Source organism: Acinetobacter sp. YH16044, assembly GCF_013417145.1.
Taxonomy (GTDB): domain Bacteria; phylum Pseudomonadota; class Gammaproteobacteria; order Pseudomonadales; family Moraxellaceae; genus Acinetobacter; species Acinetobacter amyesii.
In genome coordinates, this window is record NZ_VPEK01000021.1 from 1 (window position 1) to 24,084 (window position 24,084).

16 protein-coding genes are annotated in these 24,084 nt (G+C 43.1%); 7 read left to right on the top strand and 9 right to left on the bottom strand.

From position 1 onward, the window contains the following. Positions 1–148: 148 nt before the first annotated feature. The 8 genes from FTV38_RS12020 to FTV38_RS12055 all read right to left on the bottom strand — a co-directional run bounded on the left by FTV38_RS12020 (position 149) and on the right by FTV38_RS12055 (position 7,123). The gene (locus tag FTV38_RS12020; protein WP_180022595.1) at positions 149–727 is read right to left on the bottom strand and encodes a response regulator; all 579 of its coding nucleotides are present in this window, start codon (positions 725–727) and stop codon (positions 149–151) included. Positions 728–838: 111 nt separating this feature from the next. Further along, positions 839–1,153 (bottom strand): hypothetical protein, encoded by a 315-nt coding sequence (locus tag FTV38_RS12025; protein ID WP_078189807.1) that lies wholly within the window; start codon positions 1,151–1,153, stop codon positions 839–841. A gap of 72 nt (positions 1,154–1,225) precedes the next feature. Beyond that, entirely contained in the window at positions 1,226–2,305 is a 1,080-nt protein-coding gene (locus tag FTV38_RS12030; protein WP_180002876.1) for a patatin-like phospholipase family protein, read from the bottom strand. A 106-nt stretch (positions 2,306–2,411) separates the two neighbouring features. Continuing rightward, positions 2,412–2,819 carry a hypothetical protein gene (locus FTV38_RS12035; protein ID WP_180010239.1) on the bottom strand — a complete coding sequence of 136 codons (408 nt, stop codon included), beginning with the start codon at positions 2,817–2,819 and terminating at the stop codon, positions 2,412–2,414. 96 nt (positions 2,820–2,915) lie between these two features. Further along, entirely contained in the window at positions 2,916–4,535 is a 1,620-nt protein-coding gene (locus tag FTV38_RS12040) for an AarF/ABC1/UbiB kinase family protein (RefSeq protein ID WP_180022596.1), read from the bottom strand. Positions 4,536–4,553: 18 nt separating this feature from the next. Next, positions 4,554–5,222 (bottom strand): SCP2 domain-containing protein, encoded by a 669-nt coding sequence (locus tag FTV38_RS12045; protein WP_168377975.1) that lies wholly within the window; start codon positions 5,220–5,222, stop codon positions 4,554–4,556. Between the two features lie 16 nt (positions 5,223–5,238). After that, positions 5,239–6,183 carry a bifunctional demethylmenaquinone methyltransferase/2-methoxy-6-polyprenyl-1,4-benzoquinol methylase UbiE gene (gene ubiE / locus FTV38_RS12050; protein WP_078192823.1) on the bottom strand — a complete coding sequence of 315 codons (945 nt, stop codon included), beginning with the start codon at positions 6,181–6,183 and terminating at the stop codon, positions 5,239–5,241. Between the two features lie 226 nt (positions 6,184–6,409). Further along, positions 6,410–7,123, bottom strand: a complete 714-nt coding sequence (locus tag FTV38_RS12055; RefSeq protein WP_180022597.1) for a hypothetical protein — start codon at positions 7,121–7,123, stop codon at positions 6,410–6,412. Between the two features lie 205 nt (positions 7,124–7,328). Between FTV38_RS12055 and FTV38_RS12060 the strand changes: the two genes are divergently transcribed. Continuing rightward, positions 7,329–8,747 carry a phosphate--AMP phosphotransferase gene (locus FTV38_RS12060; protein ID WP_180022598.1) on the top strand — a complete coding sequence of 473 codons (1,419 nt, stop codon included), beginning with the start codon at positions 7,329–7,331 and terminating at the stop codon, positions 8,745–8,747. A 136-nt stretch (positions 8,748–8,883) separates the two neighbouring features. Here the strand turns inward: FTV38_RS12060 and FTV38_RS12065 are convergent, their stop codons facing one another. Next, complete coding sequence (locus tag FTV38_RS12065; protein WP_168377972.1) at positions 8,884–9,405, bottom strand: hypothetical protein; 522 nt, start codon at positions 9,403–9,405, stop codon at positions 8,884–8,886. A gap of 179 nt (positions 9,406–9,584) precedes the next feature. Here FTV38_RS12065 and FTV38_RS12070 point away from each other — a divergent pair, with 179 nt between their 5' ends. The 6 genes from FTV38_RS12070 (at position 9,585) to FTV38_RS12095 (ending at position 23,964) form a co-directional block, all read left to right on the top strand. After that, a complete protein-coding gene (locus tag FTV38_RS12070) occupies positions 9,585–13,370 on the top strand; it encodes an exodeoxyribonuclease V subunit gamma (protein WP_180022599.1) in 3,786 nt (1,261 codons plus the stop codon). After that, positions 13,367–17,137, top strand: coding sequence for a UvrD-helicase domain-containing protein (locus tag FTV38_RS12075; protein WP_180022600.1), 3,771 nt, complete (start codon positions 13,367–13,369; stop codon positions 17,135–17,137). The genes FTV38_RS12070 and FTV38_RS12075 overlap by 4 nt, the downstream gene beginning before the upstream one ends. Positions 17,138–17,331: 194 nt before the next feature. Further along, on the top strand, positions 17,332–19,059 hold the full coding sequence (gene recD, locus FTV38_RS12080) for an exodeoxyribonuclease V subunit alpha (RefSeq protein WP_257222537.1): 1,728 nt from the start codon (positions 17,332–17,334) through the stop codon (positions 19,057–19,059). Between the two features lie 868 nt (positions 19,060–19,927). After that, the gene (rpsO, locus tag FTV38_RS12085) at positions 19,928–20,197 is read left to right on the top strand and encodes a 30S ribosomal protein S15 (RefSeq protein ID WP_005007057.1); all 270 of its coding nucleotides are present in this window, start codon (positions 19,928–19,930) and stop codon (positions 20,195–20,197) included. A 273-nt stretch (positions 20,198–20,470) separates the two neighbouring features. After that, positions 20,471–22,558: a polyribonucleotide nucleotidyltransferase gene (gene pnp / locus FTV38_RS12090; RefSeq protein ID WP_171262611.1), complete on the top strand. Its 2,088-nt coding sequence runs from the start codon at positions 20,471–20,473 to the stop codon at positions 22,556–22,558. Positions 22,559–22,695: 137 nt separating this feature from the next. Continuing rightward, positions 22,696–23,964 carry a magnesium transporter CorA family protein gene (locus FTV38_RS12095; protein ID WP_180022601.1) on the top strand — a complete coding sequence of 423 codons (1,269 nt, stop codon included), beginning with the start codon at positions 22,696–22,698 and terminating at the stop codon, positions 23,962–23,964. The last annotated feature ends 120 nt before the right edge of the window (positions 23,965–24,084 follow it).

The window sequence follows — 24,084 nt, forward strand, 5'->3', positions numbered from 1 at the left end:
TGTACACAGCGCATTGGGTTATGTATCGCCTTTTGAGTTTGAAGCAATGTACTATGATAAGATTAACCCGTTAGGTCACGTGGCCTAACTTAAATAAAAATGTCTCCGACAAACCCGGTACGGTTCAAGACTAGCATTAAGATTCAATCTAATTGCTGGAATTTATAACTTGGAGCTGAGTGAAAAATGACTTATGAAAGAAATCTATTGTAAATGCATCTAGGTTATTGTTATTAAGATATGTTTTTGTGCTTTGCCACACACGCTCAGGATAGGCTAGATCCTGAATTAAGGTATCTAATACATCAACCCAAGTTTCTAACTCTGTATCTTTATTTAGAGATTTATCACTTAAGGTAAAATATTTATTGAATTCGGGGTTAAATTGACTCCCTGAAAAGGCGATTACTTTTTTAAATGGATAGCGTTTTTTTATTTCACTTATTATATGCCCACCTTCAAATTTTGAACCAAATGCTTTACCTACCCCAATAATGTCACAGACGATAAGGTCATACGCTTCCACAGCATTTATATCTTCAATATCAGAAACTACTTTTAAATTAAAATCATGATTTTTGAGTAAGTGCTCATATTGAAAACCTTGATCGTCAATACATAAAATTTTGAATTTATTTCTATCTATAGTTTCAATTGAACCAACTCTTAAGTCAGAAATATCAAATTTTTTTTGAATTTTCACATTTCTTTTAAAGAATCCAAACATATTTAAAAATTCTAATTTTCAATTTCTTAATTATATGTTTAATCAAATTTTATGCAATAAAAACCTCCCAATTGGGAGGTTTTTTATTGCTGAATATCAGCAGTAAATGACTTAGCGAATCATTGGAACGATCCAACTGGTAATGATCAGCAAAATACCGAAATGTCCCAATTTACGGGTCACATATACCAATTTTGACGGCTTTTGTTCCAATTGTTTCGCATAGTCTTCGATGCTAATGCCTTGTTTTGCATTACTGGTAAATAAAAACACCGCCAAATCGATACAAATTAAAATCGTACCAACATCTGCCACCACTTCCATTAAATCGTATTGGCCGCTGATCAAGGCGGTTGACACTTGATAAACAAGGAAAAGTGCAAAAGCGATGCAGGCATACTGCAAAACAGTTAAAAATATCCGCATAAATCTATACTAAATAAGCTCAAAATTTTGAAATAGGATTATAGCGTCCCTCGCAAGAGATTACTGTAACGCTCAGAGTGCTTGCATGACTGCTGGGAAATGTTGCTTTTCAACCAACTCCAAAAACTCATCGCCCATACGCTGACTTTCTGCCACACATTGGTTCCACATTTTAATGCGTTGTTGGTTGTCTAAGCCTTTGAGGGTAAAGTCTTTACGGTCAGGCAGTCGGCCAAGCGGCAAGCTTGCAAGGTATTCTTGTGAAGGTGACAGTAACAGGGTACGCGCCTGATTTTCAGGATTGGCTTGGCGTTTAAATAATTTATCAAACCAACCTGGGGTGATGCTATCCGTGAAATGTGGATACAGCACGATGCCCTGACTTTGGAAGGGTAGGTCAATATGATAGTCAATCAGGCCGCCATCGCGGTAACTGCCTTGTGGCGCATCAGGGATATCACGTATCGCGGCCATGACACCGGGAATAGATGCAGAAGCCATAAGCCACGGCATGACACTGTCTTGAGTCAATGCATGGTAATGCGTGGTAAAGCCATCATCCGCCACGGTAAATTGATGACCTGACACAGGCTGACTAATTACACGCTGCATGAAATAACGACTGTGTTTACGTGCGAGCGCTGTCGTGCCCACGATCCCTGCGACAGAGGCTAACAGCGGCAGGGCTTTATCACTTTGGAAAATATGCTGAGCTTTGACTGAAAGCACAGTGAGGTGATAATCCGGGTGATTAACCAGTGCCGCTTCTTGACCTTGAATCAAATCGATCAGCATGCCACGACACACATCGCTGACTTCTTGACGGCTCATCTTTTTATGAAAGCTCAGATTGGTATACAGCTCAGAGAGGCGTTTCGTCCCTTCAATGGCTCCCCAAGCAGCAATACTGGCAAAGCGCCAACTGCCAATCGATGAACCAATTAAAGTACGCTTTTGTTGCGCGCGTGGCAAAAAGTCAGCAAAAATCGCCTGATCTAAACCTTGAATACCAATGCCTTTCGGACCACCCGCAGCACCGGGCAGGATATCCACTTGAGCAGCGTTTAAACCCTCTTGTTCAATCAGTTGGCGGGCTAAATGGCCAGCACGGATATTGAGCGCAGGCGGTCTTTTTTGCAAAATTTGAGTCATGGTAGTCGCTTAAAATACAGTCGTAGAATTATTCTAGTGCGTTTTTGCACAGACCCAATGGCTGAAACTTCCGACAAATGACTTCTCAGTCATATCAGGGCGTCTCTCAGGAATGCTGTAATAGTTGTTCGTTATGCCGATGCAATTGAAACAAACTGAGGCAGACGATTGCCCATGTCGCCATTGGAAAGACCGCCCAAGCAAATAGGTTAATGATAAAAATCACGGCCCCAGCTAATAACCAATAATTTAACCCCGCCATCAGCTTTTGCTGTGGCAAACAAAGTAGGAATAAACAGGGAAGTGCATTAAAGAGAATGATCCACCAAAATGTAGCGCTATGCTGCATCCGATACAGAGTGGTGTTGGCTGGCGGTTGCCAGTTTAGGAAAGGCATGTGCATATTTAATTGAACTAGCACATCGAGCAGGGTCGAAAAACTATACAGCAAGGCCGTTGCACATGCTCGGAGTGGGTTTCGACCATACAGTACCCCTAAATAACTGTATGACATGGCGTTCAGCCTTATTTAAATTTTTGAATTTTTTGTTTTTATGGCTTTAAGCCTTTTATTGTCAAAAGGCTTAAAGGAGCTATGGATACATCAAGATCATTTAAACACACGCCAAATGGCAAGTAAGCTTGAAAGTGCAATTAATACGATGGAAACGTACCATGGCGCAATTATCGCAATGGAGAGGAAGATGGCCATAACACTGCCAAAGACCCAACTACGCTTTTGCTGATGTTCCATTTGCAAGCGCATGCTTTGCAGTTCATTGAGTTGTTTAGCATGCCAAGCCGACTGATTTTTTAAACCATTCAGGCTGTCGATCATCAGCGTTGGTAAATCTTGCGCACCTAAAAGTAAGTCTGGAATTTTTTGTCCGAGTTCTTTTAAGTTTTTCTGCGGATTCATTTGCACTTTAATCCAATCGGTGAGGATTGGTTTTGCCAAACTCCAAATATCCAATTCAGGATAGAGATCAGTTCCTAAACCTTCAACATGGACCAAGGTCTTGAGCAGCAACATCAATTGTGGCGGAATCTCTAAATGGAAACGACGCGCAATATCCATCACTTGAATCAGGATGCCGGCGAAGTCCAATTCATGCATTGGTTTAGAGACCATCGGGCCAACCGTACGACGCATTTCACGTGCTAATGCATCTTGATCTGTACCCGGTGGAATCCAACCCGCTTGATGCACGATTTGAATCAGCTGCATAAAGTCGCTGTTCATAACCGCAAGCAGCATGCGTGCTACGGTCATTTGGTCGTGCTTTGAAAGCTCACCCATAATCGCGCAGTCCAAGGCAATAAAGCGTGGATTGCTTGGATTAATGGTTTCGACGAAGACATTCCCCGGATGCATGTCTGCATGAAAGAAGTTGTCGCGGAACACTTGGGTAAAGAAAATGGTGAGCCCTTTTTCGGCTAAATCTTTACGATCCATGCCCAAGCGATCAAAGGTCGCAATATCAGAAATCGGCACACCCGTAATACGCTCTTCGACCATGACATCACGGCTGTCCATATAGACTTCAGGCACGTACATCATGCTTGAACCGGTGAAGTAATGACGCATACGACGTGTGTTATCCGCTTCTAAAGTCAAATCCAATTCATTGAGAATAATTTGACGGTAGTCCTGAATAATTTCGGACAGATGCAGGGCACGAGCGGCTTCTAGGCGTTTTTCAAGGAACTGACCAAGCCACTCTAATATTTCAAAATCATGCAGAATTTGATTGCGAATATTCGGGCGAGTCACTTTCACCACGACTTCGCGACCATCATGCAGGGCAGCAGTATGCACTTGTGCAATAGATGCTGCGGCTAATGGTTGCTCGTCAAAGCGTGCAAATAAGGTATTCACATCGGCTTTGAGTGATTCCTGAATGCGCATTTTGGCAACGTCATTTGAAAAAGGTTTTACACGGTCTTGTAGAAGCACCAATTGCTGTAAAACTTCAGGTGGAATCAAATCACGACGGGTAGACAGTAATTGCCCCATTTTAATGGCCAGCGGGCCCATCTCTTCCATGGCTTCTTTGAGCTTGAGCGGATTTTTTCGCTCGCGGCTTGACCATGCCGCAGGGTGCATGCGAATGAGAGAAAGAATATGACGGGCTTTTTCCGGTAATTCTTCCGCAGGAAACAACGTGTCGAGTCTATAGTGCGCAGCAATGCGCCAAAGGTCGAGTAAACGTGAAACGTGCGGAATCATATATGCAATTACCTAGTCTTAAGTGTTGTCTTGTAATGAGTCAATTTGGCTGTGCAGCTGCTGAATTTTTGCTTCTGCACGGTCCAGATTTTGATTCAAAATTCGGGTGTCTTGATTCAGGTCATCCATTTGCCAGCGTGGGGCAAGCAAGCCTGAATCTTCTTTTAACGCGTCTTCAGCAAAGAACAAATGGCTTTGTAAAGTACGTTTGAGATGTTTGGGTGCAAGTTGTAACTTACCAATTTCATGCGCAAGGCTTGGACCAATCCAAGGGCTTAGATGCGAAGCTAAATCGGGCTCAGCTTGCTGCATAATGCGCTGGATATCCTGCAATAAGTGATAATCACCTTGCAATGGGATATTGCCAACATCTTCAGCCAACAGCAGTTTAAGGAGCTCGACGACTGTTTTGACATGTAAGGTCGCCGTTGCTTCAGTTATGTTTAACTGCTGCTCGAAAGGGCGTTGCTCAAAGATGGATGCGGTTTCAGTATGTCCTGTTGGCGTCGGTTCTAAGCGAACTTTCTGATCGTCAAAAAACACATCCACCGACAACTGTGGTGAGTCGATCACCACACGAAGCATTTTGCCTTGCAATTCATTCAGTTGGATGCGAGTAATAGCATCCAAATCAATGACATGATGAATTAAGCGTTCAACTGCACCAAGTGCGAGAATCGACCACATAGTTCAGCCTGCAGTATTAAAGTTTGAAACCACGGTGTACAGCCACGATACCACCCGTTAAGTTGTGGTAATCACAGTTTTGGAAGCCCGCATTTTCCATCATACCTTTAAGAGTACGTTGGTCTGGGTGCATACGAATTGATTCTGCAAGGTATTTATAACTTTCAGAGTCATTTGCTACGATTTTTCCCATAATTGGTAATGCAGTGAATGAGTATAAGTCATACAGTTTTGAGAATGGTTCAAATACCGGTTTAGAGAATTCTAAAATCAGTAAACGACCACCTGGCTTAAGAACGCGGTACATTGCAGCAAGAGCAGCATCTTTGTCAGTCACATTACGTAGACCAAATGAAATGGTTAATAGGTCAAAACTGTTGTCTGCAAAAGGTTCTAAAGTTTCAGCATTGGCCAAAACGAAATCGACATTGGTACAACCAGCATCAATGAGGCGGTCACGACCGACATTGAGCATCGATTCGTTAATGTCTGAAAGCACCACATGACCTGTCGGACCAACTTCACGACTGAACACTTTAGCAAGGTCACCTGTACCGCCTGCAATATCCAGTACGTGCTGACCGCGACGAACACCTGACATGTTAATGGCAAAACGTTTCCATAGACGGTGAATACCAAATGACATTAAATCATTCATGATGTCGTATTTTGCAGCCACTGAGTGGAAAACTTCCGCGACTTTTTGCGCTTTGTCTTCGCTGCTCACGGTCTGATAACCAAAGTGTGTGGTTGGCCCAACATTACCTGTGTTCGCGCCACGTGGCAGATTATATTTGGGTACTGAACCTGTCACAGGTGTGTCGGTCAGACGTTGTTCTAAAGATTGTTGCTGACCTTGCGCTGTCCCTTGTGGTAAAGGTTCAGTTAAGAATGGACTCGCTTTGTCTGTATTTTGTGCCGACTCAGGTGTAGGGACAGGCGTTTGATTCTCGTTAGACATTAGAGTCACTCCTAACTTATAAATAGGGTTAATGTTACTTTGTAAGCATGATGACAGATTCTCTGTTGTTATACAGCAGTCATTTGCATTTGTTGTGAATAATATACAGAAAAAATAAGGGGCTGCTGTAATTGCTTTGCAAAACCCCTATAAAAAATCTGAATTCAGCCTTGAACGCCCTGTTTGTTTTATATCAAATGTGGGCTGAATGGGGATGATAATTTTGTTAGGTCGCAGGCTGAAACGGGTTCGGGTCTCCAGCATGTACACGGTCAATGATTTGACGTTCTACAGTGGTAAATTCACGCACAAATTTTTCTGCTGACTTAAGTGGTTTCATTGCGAGAAAGCCATCTTGCATAAAGTCATACATCACTTCGAAGTTATATTTTATTGCTGCACCTTTGCACATCTTAAAGGCGGTATAGACCATAAATGAGCGCATGTATTTATCTAAATTACGACCTAAATCGTCCAACAGTTGCAGTTGCAACATGCGGTCTTTGCCCTGATCGAGCTTGAGATAGGTCTGGCGCATCATTTCGTCGGTCAGAGTTGGATTATTTGGATAATCTTGCAGTAATTGCATGGCCACTTGTTCATCGAGCTGTACGGCCAATATCGCAAGTTGTACACCCGAAGTGCCAGTCTTAATGGCATTGTCTGGAATCAATTTTTCTGCTTTGTGCGCATAGCGGGTGAGACGTGCAATTTGTGCAGCTAATGCATCAAAATCAGGACCGCCATATAAACGGTTAATAAAATATTCAGACATCAGTACATTGTGTTTTTCAGCAAATTGCACAGCATGCGTACGTTGCATGCGCTGTTTTTGCCACTGCTGGACATCTTGTAAACGCTGTAAAATTTCTGGCTTTTTGTGGTAATTCAACTGGTAATACAGTTCAAGTAAATCATCTAATACCGCAAGTTTGGACATTGAGTGTCTCAATTATTTTTTAGATGTTTGAATCTTAGTGGGTGTTGGAGCTTAGGGCTATGACAAAGTGACGAAATTACAGGTCAATCTGAGTCAGTTTGTTGCAGAAACGGTCATATTTTGCATTTCAGCATATACATGAAAGCATTGTTGTGGGGTGAAGGGCATGGTTATACTCAAAACAGAATAAAACCAAGGGTCCGCCATGAGCTTAAAAGAAACAGAATTTCAATTGATGGATGAAGAACAACTCTCGGTTGAGCTGATTGAAGCGCAGTATCAACTAAAAAATACCAGCCGTCAGCCCAATGCCAAAAGCGTGTTGATTTTAGTCAGCGGAATCGAGCTTGCGGGTAAGGGCGAGGCTGTCAAACAGCTCCGCGAATGGGTCGATCCACGCTACTTAAGGGTGAAAGCGGATGCCCCGATCATGTTTAATCAAAAACAAACCTTTTGGCAGTCTTATGCACGGTTTATTCCTGCCGAAGGGCAAATCATGGTGATGTTTGGAAACTGGTACAGTGACTTACTGAGTACCGCCATGCATGTGTCAAAGCCTTTGGATGAAACCTTATTTGATGAATATGTCGAGAACATGCGGGCTTATGAACGAGACCTAAAAAATAATCATGTCGATGTGATTAAGGTCTGGTTCGATTTATCTTGGAAATCTTTACAAAAACGTTTGGATGAAATGGACCCGAGTGAAGCGCGTTGGCATAAATTGCATGGTTTAGATTGGCGCAATAAAAAACAATATGACAACTTGCAACGTTTACGTCAGCGTTTTAGTCATGACTGGATCATTATCGACTGTGAAGATGAACAAGTCCGTGATCAGCAATTTGCACAGCATATTTTACGGACCTTAAAACATTGTCCAGCACATGAAACCACGGCGGTGGGGCGCTGGAAACAAGCCAAAACACCACAGGCGTTATTGGAACCCAGCACTGCCGTCGCTGATGAAGCTGATTATAAAAAAGAATTAAAAAAATTAAGCCGCAAGGTGGCTGAAGCTTTACGTTTTGATTCACGCAATGTGGTGATCGTCTTTGAAGGGATGGATGCGGCAGGGAAAGGCGGGGCAATTAAGCGCATTGTCAAAAAGTTAGATCCGCGCGAATATGAAATTCATACCATTGCAGCACCCGAAAAATATGAGCTACGCCGTCCATACTTATGGCGCTTTTGGAATAAAATTCTCCCTGAAGAAAAGATCACGATTTTTGACCGCAGTTGGTATGGTCGCGTCTTGGTTGAGCGGATTGAAGGCTTTGCCAATACGGTTGAATGGCAGAGGGCGTATGATGAAATCAACCGTTTTGAAAAGGATCTATATGACAGTCAAACGGTCGTCATCAAGTTTTGGTTAGCCATTGGAAAGGATGAGCAAGCTGCACGGTTTAAAGCTCGAGAAGAAACCGCGCATAAGCGTTTTAAAATTACTCCAGATGACTGGCGGAATCGTGACCGTTGGGATGACTATCTCAAAGCTGCCGCAGATATGTTGCAACGTACGGATACAGAATATGCGCCGTGGCATGTGATCGCGACCAATGACAAACATAGTGCGCGCTTACAGGTATTAGAGACGATCTTAGCGCAATTGAAAGCAGATTGAATGCATGAAAAAAGCCACGATATTCGTGGCTTTTTTCATTTTCAAAACTAGCTCATTTTCAGATCTACTTAATCTTTAGATCTATGGTTTAGATCACTTTGATTTGTAAACTATGTTGATGCGCTAGATATCGCCGTTAAACATTGTTCGGCGTTGGGACAGGTTGGTTCGGAAATTTCTGTTGAATACGCTTCGCCAATTGGTAGCTTTCTTCTACATGGGTTTCAGCGACTTTTTTCATCACAATATAACCCAAACTGGCTGCTACCAATTGTCCACCTAATGGAATAAATTTAGTCACTTGTTTGGTAATATATTTTGCTGCAATGTTATTTAGCGATTTTTTCATCGCGGTTCGTGCAACCACTAAACCAGAAAATTCGACACCACGTTTACGCAGTTCTGTCCAATGAATTTGTTTGGTTTTCGGATCATACACACTAATTTGATCTGGCGCTAAACCAAAACGCGCATTAATTTCTGGAATGAGCTGTGACAAAATTCCGACGTCAATCACCACATCCAAAAATGGCACAGGAATAATAGCTGCACCTGCTGAAAAATAAGCACGTTTTTTGACGAGCTCTAAGCATTCAGCGCGAATAATGTCCAGATTTAAGTTAGGGTCGATGGAATCAGGAATGTTATCAATTTTCATAAGCAGATACCCTTGATACTGGATTGGTTTTTTTCTCATAAAGTATCATTAAGATACTTGTTTAAAAGCATTTTTTGCAATCTATTCTCTTGTCAAAGTCGCATAGACAGCCCAAGATGTATAGTAAATAATCATTGTTGTTTTGTAGTAGTTGGTCACTCAGGCTGTAAAGGTAATCCATGGCAATACATGTAATTCAAAGTCAACGAATCGAAGTTTTGGTGGATTGTCTAATCGAAAAATTGAAATCGAATCAATCGACCAATGCTTTGTCCGTCTTGCAAGAACGACATATCGTGGTGCCCGATCAAGCCATTGCTGCATGGTTAGAAAAACAAATTGCTGAAAAAATCAGTATTAGTGCCAATATTAAGCATCATCGTAAAATTTTAGGGTTGCAGTGGAAAGCCTACGATTGGGCCTTGCCGAATAAACAAGACCGAGAGCGGATTAAAGGTATCAACATGCCGCCGTTGATTATGCAATGGCGTATTTATAATGCTCTAGCTGGGTTTATTGCGGCTGATAAGTTTGATGCTGCTCAGATTCCGACAGACGTGCAGCCCTTAGTTCAGCGTATTTTTGACAGCACAGCACAGCTCTCAGATCGAAAAAAACGTGAGCAAAAGCGGCAAGAAATGTTGTACTGGATCGCTGCTCAAGTCACTCGGCTTTTTACCAACTACATGGCCTTTCGTGGCAGTTGTATTCATACCCCAGATGAAGGTGTTGAGCACTGGGTTTGTCCACATTGCGATACTGACTGGCTAAAAGCGTGGAGTTATAACCAGCCGTTAAATATTATGCAACTTACAGGTCTGAAACCTGAACAAGCTGATGAATATCTACCGACTCAGGCTCGACAACTGGAGCATTGGCAGCGTTGGCTGTGGCATCAAGTATTCCAAAAAGACTTTAATGACCGTCAGGAAATAGACAATAAATTTTGGTTTGCCTTGGCGCATGCTGAGCAAAATCGGCAGCAGCAATTTGATTTGGATGCTGAGGATGATGAGCGCGATGATGATGAGCGTCACCAAACCTATAACGGTTTGCCTGAACAGATTTTCGTCTTTACGACCTTAGAATTACCCCCCGCACAACTGAAATTTTTATATCGCTTGGCAGCGTATACCGAAGTGCATCTGTTGTATTTCAACCCATCGCGTGAGTATTGGGCAGACATGGTCGATCCCGTATGGAAAGATCGTTATAACTTGAAATTACAACAGCGTTATATTGAGCGAAATCCCAATGTCAGCACGGCACAAATTCAGGCCTATCTGAGTACGACCAATGCCGAATTTCGTGAATCTCAGCATTCATTACTGACGCGTTTAGGTAAACGTGCGCGGGATAACTTTGCATTATTGGTGAATATGTCTGGTGGCGAAGGTTGGGAAGATATTTTTCCAGACACCGAGCCGACAACGCTGCTCGCTCAAATTCAATATGACATCATGACCTTAGAAGAACCCAAGCAGCATCAATATGCACTCGCGGGTTCAGATGAATCGATTCAATTTCATGTCTGTCATTCTAGCCTGCGTCAGTTAGAGGTTTTACGTGAACAGTTGGTGCATTGGTTGGCCGATGGCACGGAACAAGAGCCACGCTATCCGAGTGATATCTTGGTCTTGGTGCCAAACTTAAAAGAACTGGAACCGCATATTCGGACGGTCTTTTCGACGACTCGAGGCATGGGTCGCAGTGCTGTGGATTTACCTTATATCCCAGTCAAAATTGCAGGGGTGGTCAGTCAAGATATTCAAAATGCATGGCAAGCCTTTGTTGGACGCATTGAAATTAGTCAAGGTCGTTTTACCGCAGAAGATTTTCATGATTGGCTGAATTTGAATGCGGTGCAAGAACTGTATCAGCTCGACCATGTGCAAATGGAACGTATGATGGAACTGCTGATTCAAGCCGGTTTCCGTCGTGGTTTAGACGAACAGCACATGTTGGCTTATTTGTCCGAGCAAGACCGAGATTATCGTTATACCTTTAAATTTGCATTAGACCGTTTGGCTTTAGGGATTGCGATTCCACAACATGCCGTATTTGAGGACACGTTAAGTTTTGCAGGGGTGTTGAGTAGTGATTTTGAGTTGGTGCAAACTTTAATTCAGATCTACCGAGATATCAGTGCGCGTCGAGATTGGCTCAATCCAAATCTCAGCGCACAGACGGTCAAAGCATGGTTGCAACAATTAGACGCAGATTTGAAGCCTTTTGTGGAGGCCAGTGGTCGTGCATTTGAAACCATTCGCAGTGTAATGCGTGCGATGACGCAACGTCTGCACAATGCTCAAAGTGATAAAGTTGAGTCGCTCCCCAATAGCTTTAATTTGCCATTATCTTTGCTGCTCAAAGAAATACAACAAGGCATCGATAGCTCTGCCGATCAGATCGAACCGACAGGATCAGTGACCTTTGCGGACATGGGGAAAATCCGCCAAGTCCCATTTTCATTGGTGGTGTTAATGAACATGGATAGCGGCAAATTTCCGCGTCGTGATCAGCAAGTGCCTTTTGATTTGATGGATGTGTTTAAACCGGTTTTGGGTGATCGCTCTCGTTTGGAAGATGATAAAGGTGCATTTCTAGATGCCTTGTTATTTGCCCGACAGTCCTTGTGGATTTTCTATAATGGCTTTGATGTCAATGATGGTGAAAGTCGGGAGCCATCCTCTGTGATATATGAATTTAGCCAGTTCCTCGCACGGATGATTCAGCCGCAGCAATTGAACCAACCCCATGATGCCATGCTGGATTTGGATGGCTTACGCATTCCACAGCAGCTCGAGCCGCTATACCATATTTATCCTTTGCAGCCTTTTGACCCGATGGGTTTTCAGCAGTCGAAAAACTTACGATATAAAGATCAATGGTTTGCTGTGGCGGAACATATTTTAGATCAGTCGGGACAACGCCAATCGTGGATTAACCGTGATTATCCTGTGCATGATGAGCAAGAAGTACGGGTATTAGATGGTCAGGAATGGATTAAAGATGTGGTGTTTCCTGCCCGTGCATATTTGAAAACGCTTGGCGTGGCCAGTGTCTATACCGGTGACCAATTACCACAGCAAGAGCCTTTATTGCTCGACCGTTTACAGCAATATCATGTCCGTGACTTATTGCAAAAGCATTATGTGCAACCTGCCTCTCGTGTCCATCAAGCTGAGGATCAGAACTCTACGACTCCAACTGAACCGGATATGGCCTTGTTCCAAGATGTACTGCCTGTGGGACATAGTCAAATAGCGACTTGGAAGCTCAGTTTGCAAGAGCAGGCACAGTTATTAGAGCGTTTGGATGGACGCCGTGTAACCGCGACCACCTTACAAAACTTACAGCTTGAACCGCATTTGATACTGAGTATCACCGTGCCTGAAGACTCTCAGAGTATGCATTGGTTAAGCTGTATGGCGTCTGGGGCAAAGCCTAAGCGTCAGACGCAAACCTGGCTCGAATATCTATTGTGGTTGAGCTATTTAGACTTAGGCGATGAGGGCGCGACGTATCGTCGTGAAGTGATTTGTAATGATAAAAGCATAGTCTGTTGTGGATTAAGCTCTGCACAAGCCAAGCTGCAGCTCAGTGAATGGGTGGCGATGTGGAAACATGCACAAAAACGTCCTGTGGTGCTGCCTGCTGCCTTAATTCGCCAAGAAAAATGCACTTGGGTGGAAAATGAAACAGGCCAACTCATGCCTGATAATTTTGCAAAGCTTCAAGAGGAATGGCTGAAAAATCATAGTTTTGGTGGAGTGGAGTTGGAGTCGAATGAAGCCAATAGCCACCATCGTGATTGGAGCTTTATTTTACAGCAACAAGCGGCAGATGAACTTCTGGCATTGTCCTGTCGTTATTATGCAGAACGTTTATATCATGTGATGGATACCGAGGCGGATGACGGCCTAAAAAAACTTAATGTCATCAAGCCTGAGGTGAAAAAATGAATATGCCACAGCAAACGATGAAAATGTCCACCAACCCAATTGCAGACATGAGCTTTACCGGACTGCACTGGATTGAAGCCTCGGCGGGTACAGGGAAAACCTATACGCTTTCCAGTCTAATGGTGCGGATTTTTCTCGATCGCTATATGCCAAATCAGGTCATTGCCACCACTTTCACCCGTAAAGCCACAGCGGAACTCAAAGCGCGGGTACGACTGCGGATTGAAGAAACCCGTGACTTTATTTATGGCCTGCTCGCGGCACCTCAAAATGAGTTGGCCGAACTTCAGCAGAGTTTGAGTGACCCTTTGTATCAGCAGGTGTTGAAAGATCATGGGCATCATTTAGATTATGCCTACAATCGTCTGAACGTGGTCTTACAACAATATGAAGAACTCTTTGTCGGAACTTTAGACAGCTTTAGTCAAAAGTTATTACGTGAATTTGCCTTTGAAAGTGGTCGTATTGAACAGGTGCAAATCAGTGATGATGAAGACCTGCATATTGAACGTATTATTCATGATTTATTAAGAGATTGGATTCAGCAGCAGCCTGCGCATTTGATTGAATATTTGATATTAAATCATCAGTTGAAAGGCCCTGAATACTATCTGGGCGTGGTAAAGGAAAGTCTAAACTTCCCATCGGTGGATTTACGCGTCCCTGAATTACCTGAAAATGCCTTAGCGCATTTTGAGGCGATGATTCATCAGCTTGCGCAGATGCTGCCTACCGCTCGTGTAGAGCTTGCAGCGTGTTTTGATGCCGAAAGTCATTATAAGAACCTTGTCGACGCTAGACGTTTTAATAAAGGGACATTCTTTGTCACTTTTAATACACGCATTCCCGAGTTTTTACAGCACTTTGAAGATTCGGGTAGCCAAGGGGTATTGACTCAGTCCGACGTGTTACAACCGACGATGAAAGCCATTCGTTCATTATTTTATGATCCGAATAAAACTGAATTTAAGCCACGTGTCTTTAAAGACAAAGTCGTTGAAGAGCAGCCAGATGTCTCAAAAGAATTTTATCAACATGCTTTTGTTCAACAACTCCGAGCGGTGCTCAATGCTTATGAACATATCAATCAAGCAGAACAATTTCTAAACTTTTATTTGGCACAGGAAGTCAAAAAGCGTTTACCTCAAGTGTTGTCCCACGCTGGCGAAACCACCTTTTCACAACAAATTAGGACCTTATCGGAAGCCTTACAGCAAAGCTCAGTAGCAGGGAAAGACAGTTTTGCCGCTCATGTTTTGGCAAGATATCCACTGATTTTAGTCGATGAATTTCAAGACACCAACCAAGATCAAGATGACATGCTATCCAGTATTTGGCGGGTCAAGGAGCGCTTACATCAGGGTTGTATGATTATGGTCGGCGACCCCAAACAGGCGATTTATGGGTTCCGTGGCGGTGACATGCTGACCTATCGTAAAGCGCGTCATGATATTCAAACTAAGGGTGGACGTTGTTATACCTTGAACAAAAACCATCGTTCAGTCAAAAATTTGGTTGAAGTGGTGGATGCCTTGTTTCATCGGCAAATGGATTTTGGTGAGCATGTTGAATACACCCCAATTCAAGCAGGTGAGCGTGAGCATCCTCCGTTGATTGATCATGATCAAGTCAATCCACAACCGCTGCGTTGGTTGGCTTTGGATGAAACGCTCAATGAAGCTGAACAAGTAGCTTGGCAGATTCAGTCATTACTCAACCAAGCTCAGCAAGGACATTTATATTTTCAAGACAACAATATCCAGCGAGCACTGACAGCAAACGATATTGCGGTCTTGGGGCAAAACCATTTCGACTTAGAGCAAGTGCAACAATGTTTATTGCAGCTGGGCGTTCCTTGTTATAAAGCCTCTCGGGACAGTGTCTATAAAAGTTCCGTCGCACAAGATGTTGCCGCTTTGCTGACGGCGATTTTAAATCCTTATCAAGAAGCCAAGGTGAAACGTGCGCTGCTGAGCCGTTTATTGGGTTTTGATCTGAAACAACTGGTCGCACTCGAACAGCAGGCAGATGGACTGAGCGAAATTATCGAAAAACTCGAACAGATCCGACAAATTTGGAATGAGCAAGGATTCCGCAGCGCGTGGAATAGCTGCATGACGGTCTTTCAGGTGTGGACGCGTTTGGTGGCTGGGCAAAGTCGAGATAATGAACGCACAGTGGTGAATTTACGCCATATCGCAGAATTATTAAGTCAGCAAAGTGAACATTACACAGGTGCACATAAGCTTTATCAATGGTTTATTCGCCAAATCAATTTAGGCATCAATAATGAAAGCACCCAAGAGCGAAAATTGACTGGGCAATTGGGGGTGCAATTGATGACGATCCATGCATCCAAAGGCTTAGAGTTTGGTTGTGTATTTTTATTGGGAGCAAATGCAGGCTTAAGTGAAAAAGGCAATTTGAATTTTTCCCTTAAAGACAATCAGCAAAAAAGCCTTGGGTTAGAGCGTGTGATTGCCGTGAAGTCTTCGGACTTACCCGAAGATGATATTCAACAAAATGATGCGCGCAATGAAGCAGAGCATCATCGCTTGTGGTACGTGGCGTTGACCCGTGCCAGTTATCGTGTCTATGCTGTGCTACGTCATCATGAAGTAGAAAAGAAACAAATGGCAGAAGCGCGTTCAGGACTGACTTTTTGGCGTGGAAGCGCACCTGATCTGTTCCAACATGCAGAAAGTGTGGATGCCGATGTCCTGCGTGCAGCACCACCGATTTTGACCCAGACTCAGGTTGAAGCTGTTGTATTAGACGCGGAAGAAATTCCCAACAGCCATTTTTATCCACGGGAAACCACCAGCTTTACCGCGCTCACGCGCACGACACATAAGGCACATATACAACGTGACCAACTGGCAGCGGTCATGACCGAGCCAGAAGACAGTGCTGCCGATGAAGTTGAACAAATTGAAATCATTGAAGCAGAAACTGCAGAGAAAATTAGCTGGATTAAACGACATTTTCCAAAGGGAACCAAGCCCGGAAGTTTCTTGCACAAGTTGATGGAAAAAGTTCGATTTAGCACTCCAGAAGATAAGTTGGCCAAAGCCATCGCATCGCGCTTTCACAGTGATGTTGAGTTTGATTCGCCGCAAATATTGCAAAATTTGATGAAGCAGTTTGGGCAAACGGCTAACCCTGAACAAGATGAAGCTGAACTGATTGAAGAAATGCAGGAATGGTACAGTCAAATCATTCATACACCGTTGCATGATGGTTTTAGCCTGCATCAGTTAAACGATGGTGAATACCGTTCAGAAATGGACTTTCATTTAAGTATGGCGGATCGTGCATTGGCGATACGTAAAATACGCATGCTATTTGAAAGCCTAAAAGAGCCAGATTTACAAATACAAGATTTGAATGATGTGTTTACAGCACGCTATCTGACGGGGTCGATTGACTTGGTGTATTTTGATGGTCAGCGCTATCACATTGCCGATTATAAAAGTAATTTCTTAGGCGATCAGACCGCACATTATGATCATGCCTATATTCGAGAAAGTATGAGTCATTCTAGTTACTGGTTGCAGGCGGCTTTATATTTGGTGGCCCTACATCGTTATTTGAAAGCCGTGATGAAAGACTATGACATGACGCAGCATTTGGGTGGGGCGAGTTATCTGTATCTTCGTGGTATGGATGGACAGTCCGATCGTGGAGTATATCACTGGAAGCCGGCGGATACATTCATTCAAAACCTCGATGCAATATTGAGCGAAAAGGTTGTGGCTAAAACGTGAAAAAGCACGAAAAAGATAAAAATATTCACGCTGAAACAATAAGTTGCATTGTGGATAAGTTTGAGGATAACTGTGTGGAAAATGATCAAAAAGCCTTATCAGCACAGCCTTTGCACGCGAGACAAGAAAATACTGTAGAAAAACAGGTTTTAGTTCCCCAAAATACCCAAGAAAAAGCTGATTTAGATGCGGTTTTGCCGGATTGGATTGACTATTTAATCCAACATTATTTACCCAATCAGGCCAGTCATCCTGCTGCAAATCAGTTAATTCAACAATTGATGCAAGCCGTGGAAAAAGGCGATAGTTGTATTTTGGCCGAAGATGCGCAGATTCAATGTTTGGCTCAGATGGTTCAGCATGAGCAAGCTGAAAAAACACCTGTTGCGCCTTTTATTTTTGATTCACAGCGACTTTATCTTTATCGCTATTGGGCATTAGAAAATGCTTTAGCCAAGCAAGTTGCACGTTTAAAACAGCAAACAGAGCAAAATCTCAATCAAACACAGATGCTTAATATCGAAAAGGATTTACTGACCGATCCCCATCAGATCCAAGCACTGCACATGGTGTGTCAGCACAATTTTAATATCATTACCGGTGGGCCTGGGACAGGTAAAACCTATACCTTGGCTCGGATTATTGCCGTGTTGAATGAGCAAAATCCAAATTTAAGAATTGCGATGGCAGCGCCGACAGGAAAAGCGGCGCAGCGAATGGAAGAAGCCTTACAAGCAGCGTTTAAAGATCCTGCATTGCAGCATTATTCGATTATTCACAAACATTTGAAACCCGTAACTTTGCATCGTCTATTGGGTTTAGGGACGCGCGCTATCCCGCGGTTTAATGAGCGCCAACGCTTACCCTATGACGTCATTGTGGTCGATGAAGCCTCCATGTTGGACTTAAGTTTGGCGCAGATGCTATTCGCGGCAATCCCTCAGAACAGTAAGCTGATTCTATTGGGGGATGCAGAACAGTTGGCTTCGGTCGATGTAGGTGCAGTTTTGGCTAATCTTCAGGATGTGGATGCCTTACAAGCCAACCGCACCCATTTACAGACCAGCCGTCGCTTTGTACAGGGTGCAGCCATTGGTGAGTTTGCCCGTTTTATTCAACAACAAGAACAACAGCAAACAACCACAGAAGTTCTGGCGAAATTCGAACATCAGGTGGTATCTGCATCCGAACTTCAGCCGATTCAACTGACACCGAATATGAGCGATGTGATTCAGTTGCAATATCTCCCCGACGCTACGAACAGTGCGGCACATTGGGCAAAATATTATGATCAACTGATGTATGGTTTTCAGCCCTATGTGGCGTGGTTAAAACAATGGCCAGAGCAACCCGCTGAATATGCAAATTGGTCAGCCCAATTGATTCGCTATTTTGATGATTATCGGATTCTATCGGCCATTCGACATGGAAAATTAGGCTTACACGAACTCAATCAGCAGATTGAACTTCGGGTCTTAAATACCTTGGGTGTGTTGAAACAAGGGGATTGGTATGTCGGTCGTCCAGTCATGATGACCTATAACGATTATCAACTTGGACTATCAAATGGTGATATCGGGATTTGCTTAAAACGACCGATGACGGAAAAGTCGCAGTTTGAGGTTTATTTTCCAAGTTTGGATAAATGGGTGGTGGCAACACGGTTACCTAAAAGTATAGAAACCGCCTATGCCTTGACCATACATAAGTCTCAAGGTTCTGAATTTACCCATACGGCGGTAGTTTTGGAAAATCATGCTACCGAAATGATGAGTAAAGAGCTGATTTATACCGCCATCACTCGTGCCAAAAAAGTGGTGAGTTTGCTTGTTGCAAAAGATGCATTGGCAAAAGCGCTTATAAAAAGAACAGCGCGAGTTAGTGGTCTGTTAGAAAAAATTAACAATCACCTACCTTTGTAAAGCCTAGGCAAAATGTACCGTATTTTGTAAGAAATGGCTTACATCGATTCAGGAGATTTGCGCATAGAGCTTTTTAGAGCTTTTTGAGAAGATGACTTCACAGAAAAAGAACTCAACACGGATGGTTGAGTAAAATCGCAAAAGTATAAGAATAACGTCAAAAGACAGCGAACTTACAGTGAAGTAAGGAAATAGGAAACTTACAGCCGCTAAGCCTTGTAGTTTTGGGAGAGACTACAGGGCTTTTTTATGTCTGGAAAATAAGAAATGCCTATACGCTGTAACAGAAAAGAAATAGAGCTTAACTGATGTACGAAAAAGCTTACATATAGATACGAAAAATACGACTTTTATCTAATAGCCGTTGTGGCAAAATCTACCACATAAGGAAGTGCAAGTTAAAACATGGAATGTTTGACATAAGGACGCGGAAAAGCGCCACATAAAACAATAAATAATAAAACAATAACTAAAAAAGAAGAAACTACAGCGCAAAAAAGCCCGAGCCTAGCTCGGGCTTTTTTTTAATCATTCCATTTTGAGTTTTGCATGCTAAACATCGAGTGGCAAAATATATCAAAAAATCAGTTTAAAATTCATTCAATGACATCGCATTCAACATGTTAGAAATATGCGGTTTTGTGTCGCATAAAGTATCGAAACATATAAAAAATTTATAATGGAATCGATGTGAAAAAAAAGGCGCTATTATCGTCATGAAAACCTGACGAAGTCGGCCATCTCTTTTTGCAATTGGGACGATTTTCCCTTAATATAATGCACTTGCTGTAGTGATGCACGGCAGTCAGCTGATTTATCAGTTGATTCGTATCAAAAGTTAACTTTATAAGCATCTCGGAGAAATCGAATGGCTTTAACAAACGCAGATCGCGCAGAGATCGTTGCAAAATTCGCTCGCGCTGAAAACGACACTGGTTCACCAGAAGTTCAAGTAGCTCTTTTAACTGCTCAAATCAATGATTTACAAGGTCACTTCAAAGAGCACAAACACGACCACCATAGCCGTCGCGGTCTTATCCGTATGGTTAACCAACGTCGTAAGCTTCTTGACTACCTTAAAGGTAAAGACGCTACTCGTTACAGCGCATTGATTGCTGCTTTAGGTTTACGTCGTTAATTCGATTTAAACTTTTATTTTCGGACTATTGCATGCTTAGTGCTGTATTACTGAAAACTAAAGTCTATCCAACCTTGGTTGGATAATGGGGAAGGGGCGTTGATTCGCTCCTTCTTTGTGTCTCAAATTAGTATTTTTAATTAATGTTTTTAATATCTAGTGAGGTCGGCTTCTAAGCTTTGTCATTTATGTTGCAGCGTTTGGGGCGTTGAGTGAATGCCAAACCTTAGGGGTCTCCACTAGAATAAAATCAGGAAAAAATAAAACATGTCGATGTTTAATATTATTCGTAAAGAATTCCAATACGGTCAGCATCAAGTTGTCCTAGAAACAGGTCGTGTTGCGCGTCAAGCGAACACTGTAATCATCACTATGGGTGGTGTACAAGTTCTTGTTGCCGTTGTTGCTCAACCAACAGCTAAAGCAGGTCAAGACTTCTTCCCATTGACTGTTAACTACCAAGAAAAACAATATGCTGCAGGTCGTATCCCGGGCGGTTACGGTAAACGTGAAGGCCGCGCGTCTGAAGCTGAAACTCTTATTTCACGCTTAATCGACCGTCCAATCCGTCCGTTGTTCCCAGAAGGTTACTACAACGAAATCCAAGTGACTGCGACTGTGATTTCTTCTGACAAAACGATGGATGCTGACATTGCTGCAATGTTAGGTACATCTGCTGCACTTGCAATTGCGGGTACGCCTTTCCGTGGTCCAATCGGTGGTGCGCGCGTTGGTTTAATCAACGGTGAATACATCCTTAACCCGAACCACGAACAGCTTAAAGAATCTGACCTTGACCTTGTGGTTGCAGGTACAGAATCTGCAGTATTGATGGTTGAATCAGAAGCGAAAGAACTTTCTGAAGACCAAATGCTTGGCGCTGTATTGTTCGGTCATGACGAAATGCAAATCGCGATCCAAGCGATTAAAGAATTTGCTGCGGCTGCTGGTGCAACAGAGTCTACTTGGACTGCACCTGCGAAAAACGAAGACCTTCGTGCAAAATTAAAAGAAGCGTTTGAAGCGAAAATCTCTGAAGCATACACAATCGCTGTTAAACACGATCGTTATGCAGCACTTGATGCGCTTCAAGCTGAAGCTGTTGCTCAATTCGTTCCAGAAGAAGACGTTGACGGTATCGCTGACGACTTAGCTGAATTATTCGAAGACCTGAAATACCGTACAGTACGTGACAACATCTTGTCAGGTAAACCACGTATTGATGGCCGTGATACTAAAACAGTTCGTGCGCTTGACGTACAAGTTGGCGTGTTAGACCGTGCTCACGGTTCTGCATTATTCACACGTGGTGAAACTCAGGCGTTGGTAACAACAACTTTGGGTAATACACGTGATGCGTTAATGGTAGATACATTAGCGGGTACGAAAACTGACAACTTCATGTTGCACTACAACTTCCCTGCATACTCTGTAGGTGAAACTGGTCGTGAATCTGGTCCTAAACGTCGTGAAATCGGTCACGGTCGTTTAGCGCGTCGTGGTGTACAAGCTGTACTTCCAGCAGCTGACCGCTTCCCGTACGTGATCCGTATCGTATCGGACATCACTGAATCTAACGGTTCATCTTCAATGGCTTCTGTATGTGGTGCTTCTCTATCACTTATGGACGCAGGTGTTCCACTTAAAGCGCCAGTTGCGGGTATCGCAATGGGTCTAGTCAAAGAAGGCGAGCGTTTCGCAGTTCTTTCTGACATCTTGGGTGACGAAGACCACCTTGGCGACATGGACTTTAAAGTAGCAGGTTCTGCAAACGGTATTACTGCACTTCAAATGGACATCAAGATCGAAGGTATTACTGAAGAGATCATGGAAGTTGCATTGAACCAAGCGTATGCAGGTCGTATGCACATCTTAAATGCAATGAACCAAGTGATTTCACGCGCTCGTCCTGAAATCTCTATGCACGCGCCTACATTCCAAGTGATCAACATCAACCCTGATAAGATCCGTGATGTGATTGGTAAAGGTGGCGCAACGATTCGTGCGATCACTGAAGAAACTAAAGCAGCAATCGATATCGAAGATAACGGTACAGTTCGCGTATTTGGTGAAACTAAAGCGGCTGCTTCAGCTGCTGTTGCGAAAATCCAAGCGCTTACTGCTGAAATCGAACCAGGTACAATCTACACTGGTAAAGTGATTCGTATCGTTGAATTTGGTGCGTTTGTAAACATCCTTCCAGGTACTGATGGCTTACTTCATATCTCTCAAATTTCTAACGAACGCATTGCGAACGTTTCAGACGTATTATCTGAAGGTCAAGAGATCAAAGTACAAGTTGCTGATGTCGACAACCGCGGTCGTATCAAATTAACCATGAAAGACATCGAACAAGCTTAATGGTTTGTTGATTCACAGGGTTTCGGCTCTGTGAATGGATTCTAAAAAGCCTTGAGTGCAGTCAGAGTATGAACTTTGACTTGCTCAAGGCTTTTTTTATGGCATCATGAAAAAGTAAACACAATAATAAATGAGATATGCAAACCTATTATTTTTTTCAGCATCCAACAGCCGCGCATATCTATGTGCAAGACCAAGTGCAATGTGAGCATTATCCTGAACTTGAGCCTGAGTTTATTTGGATTGATTGTACCCGTGAAGATGTCGTCAACCGCCCAGAGCAGTGGCAGAGTGATATTTTTCAGGCATCAGATCTACGGGTCAATGAATACCATCTGCGGGATATTTTAAATTTAGAGCATCCGTGTGCCTTTGACACACTCGATGATTATGATTTATTAATTTTTAGAAAAATGGTCACACCCGATGACCAAATTGTTGCAGGTGCAGAAGCTCTTGAAAAGCATGAGCGGGTCTTTGGTTTGGCGACCACCCCGATCAGTTTTTTGATCACGCCCCAAGTGCTGATCACGGTGCGCGAAAAAGGCAACAAAGCCATTGAAAGTTATATCCAACGGATTGAAACTTTAATTTCTCGTCCGATTGATGAACAAAATAAACCACGAAAATTAGCCATTACACCCTTAGATTTGGCATTGCGCTTACTGAATAATATGGTAGATGGATACTTGGATTTACGTGTTCCTTTGACCCGCCGTGTCGAGTTTTGGCAGCGAGAATTGCTGCAAGGGCATCGGCGTTTTACCAAGTGGCATCAACTGTTGCAGGAAAATATGGCCTTTCAGCAAGTGGAAAACTTGTGTGAAGAGCAAATTGAAGCCTTGCAAGAACTGCGTGATGAAGTTGTGGATAATTACCCGCATTTGAAAGGCAAAAAGCGCAGTGAAAAGCAGGATATCATGCTGGTTCGCGTAGATGATTTAACTAGCCATATCGAACGCATTCAAAAACACACCACACGATTACGCAGTGCCGTGCAGGCCGCCATTGATCTGCATTTTTCAGCCGTTGCCAACCAAACCAATGAAAATATGCGTATTTTAGCGATTATTACGGCGATTTTCGCACCATTAACCTTATTAACTGGTATATACGGTATGAACTTTGAGTTTATTCCCGGACTCAAATCGCCAACCGGTTTTTGGATCATGCTTGGTATCATGTTGATTACCACGATTTTACTGCTGTATTATTTTTATCGACGGCATTTGGTGGGGCGTGGCGAAAAAAGTGTGATTGATATGCTGGCACAGCAACATGGCGATCAACACATGAATTTGTTTTGGTTTATGGATTATGAACCAATTAAACAAACGGTGAAGGGCACAGTCAAAGGTACGGTTAAAACTATGAAAGAAATTGAGAAGCTGACGAAACTCAAATAGTTCGCGTTAGCTTCTCTGATGGATGGGTCTGCTTTAAATCCTTTGATAACTTCGAGACTCACCAAGGGTGCATATTTGAGTTTGCCTTTGCGTTTTAAGCACACTTCGACCAAGGGCTTG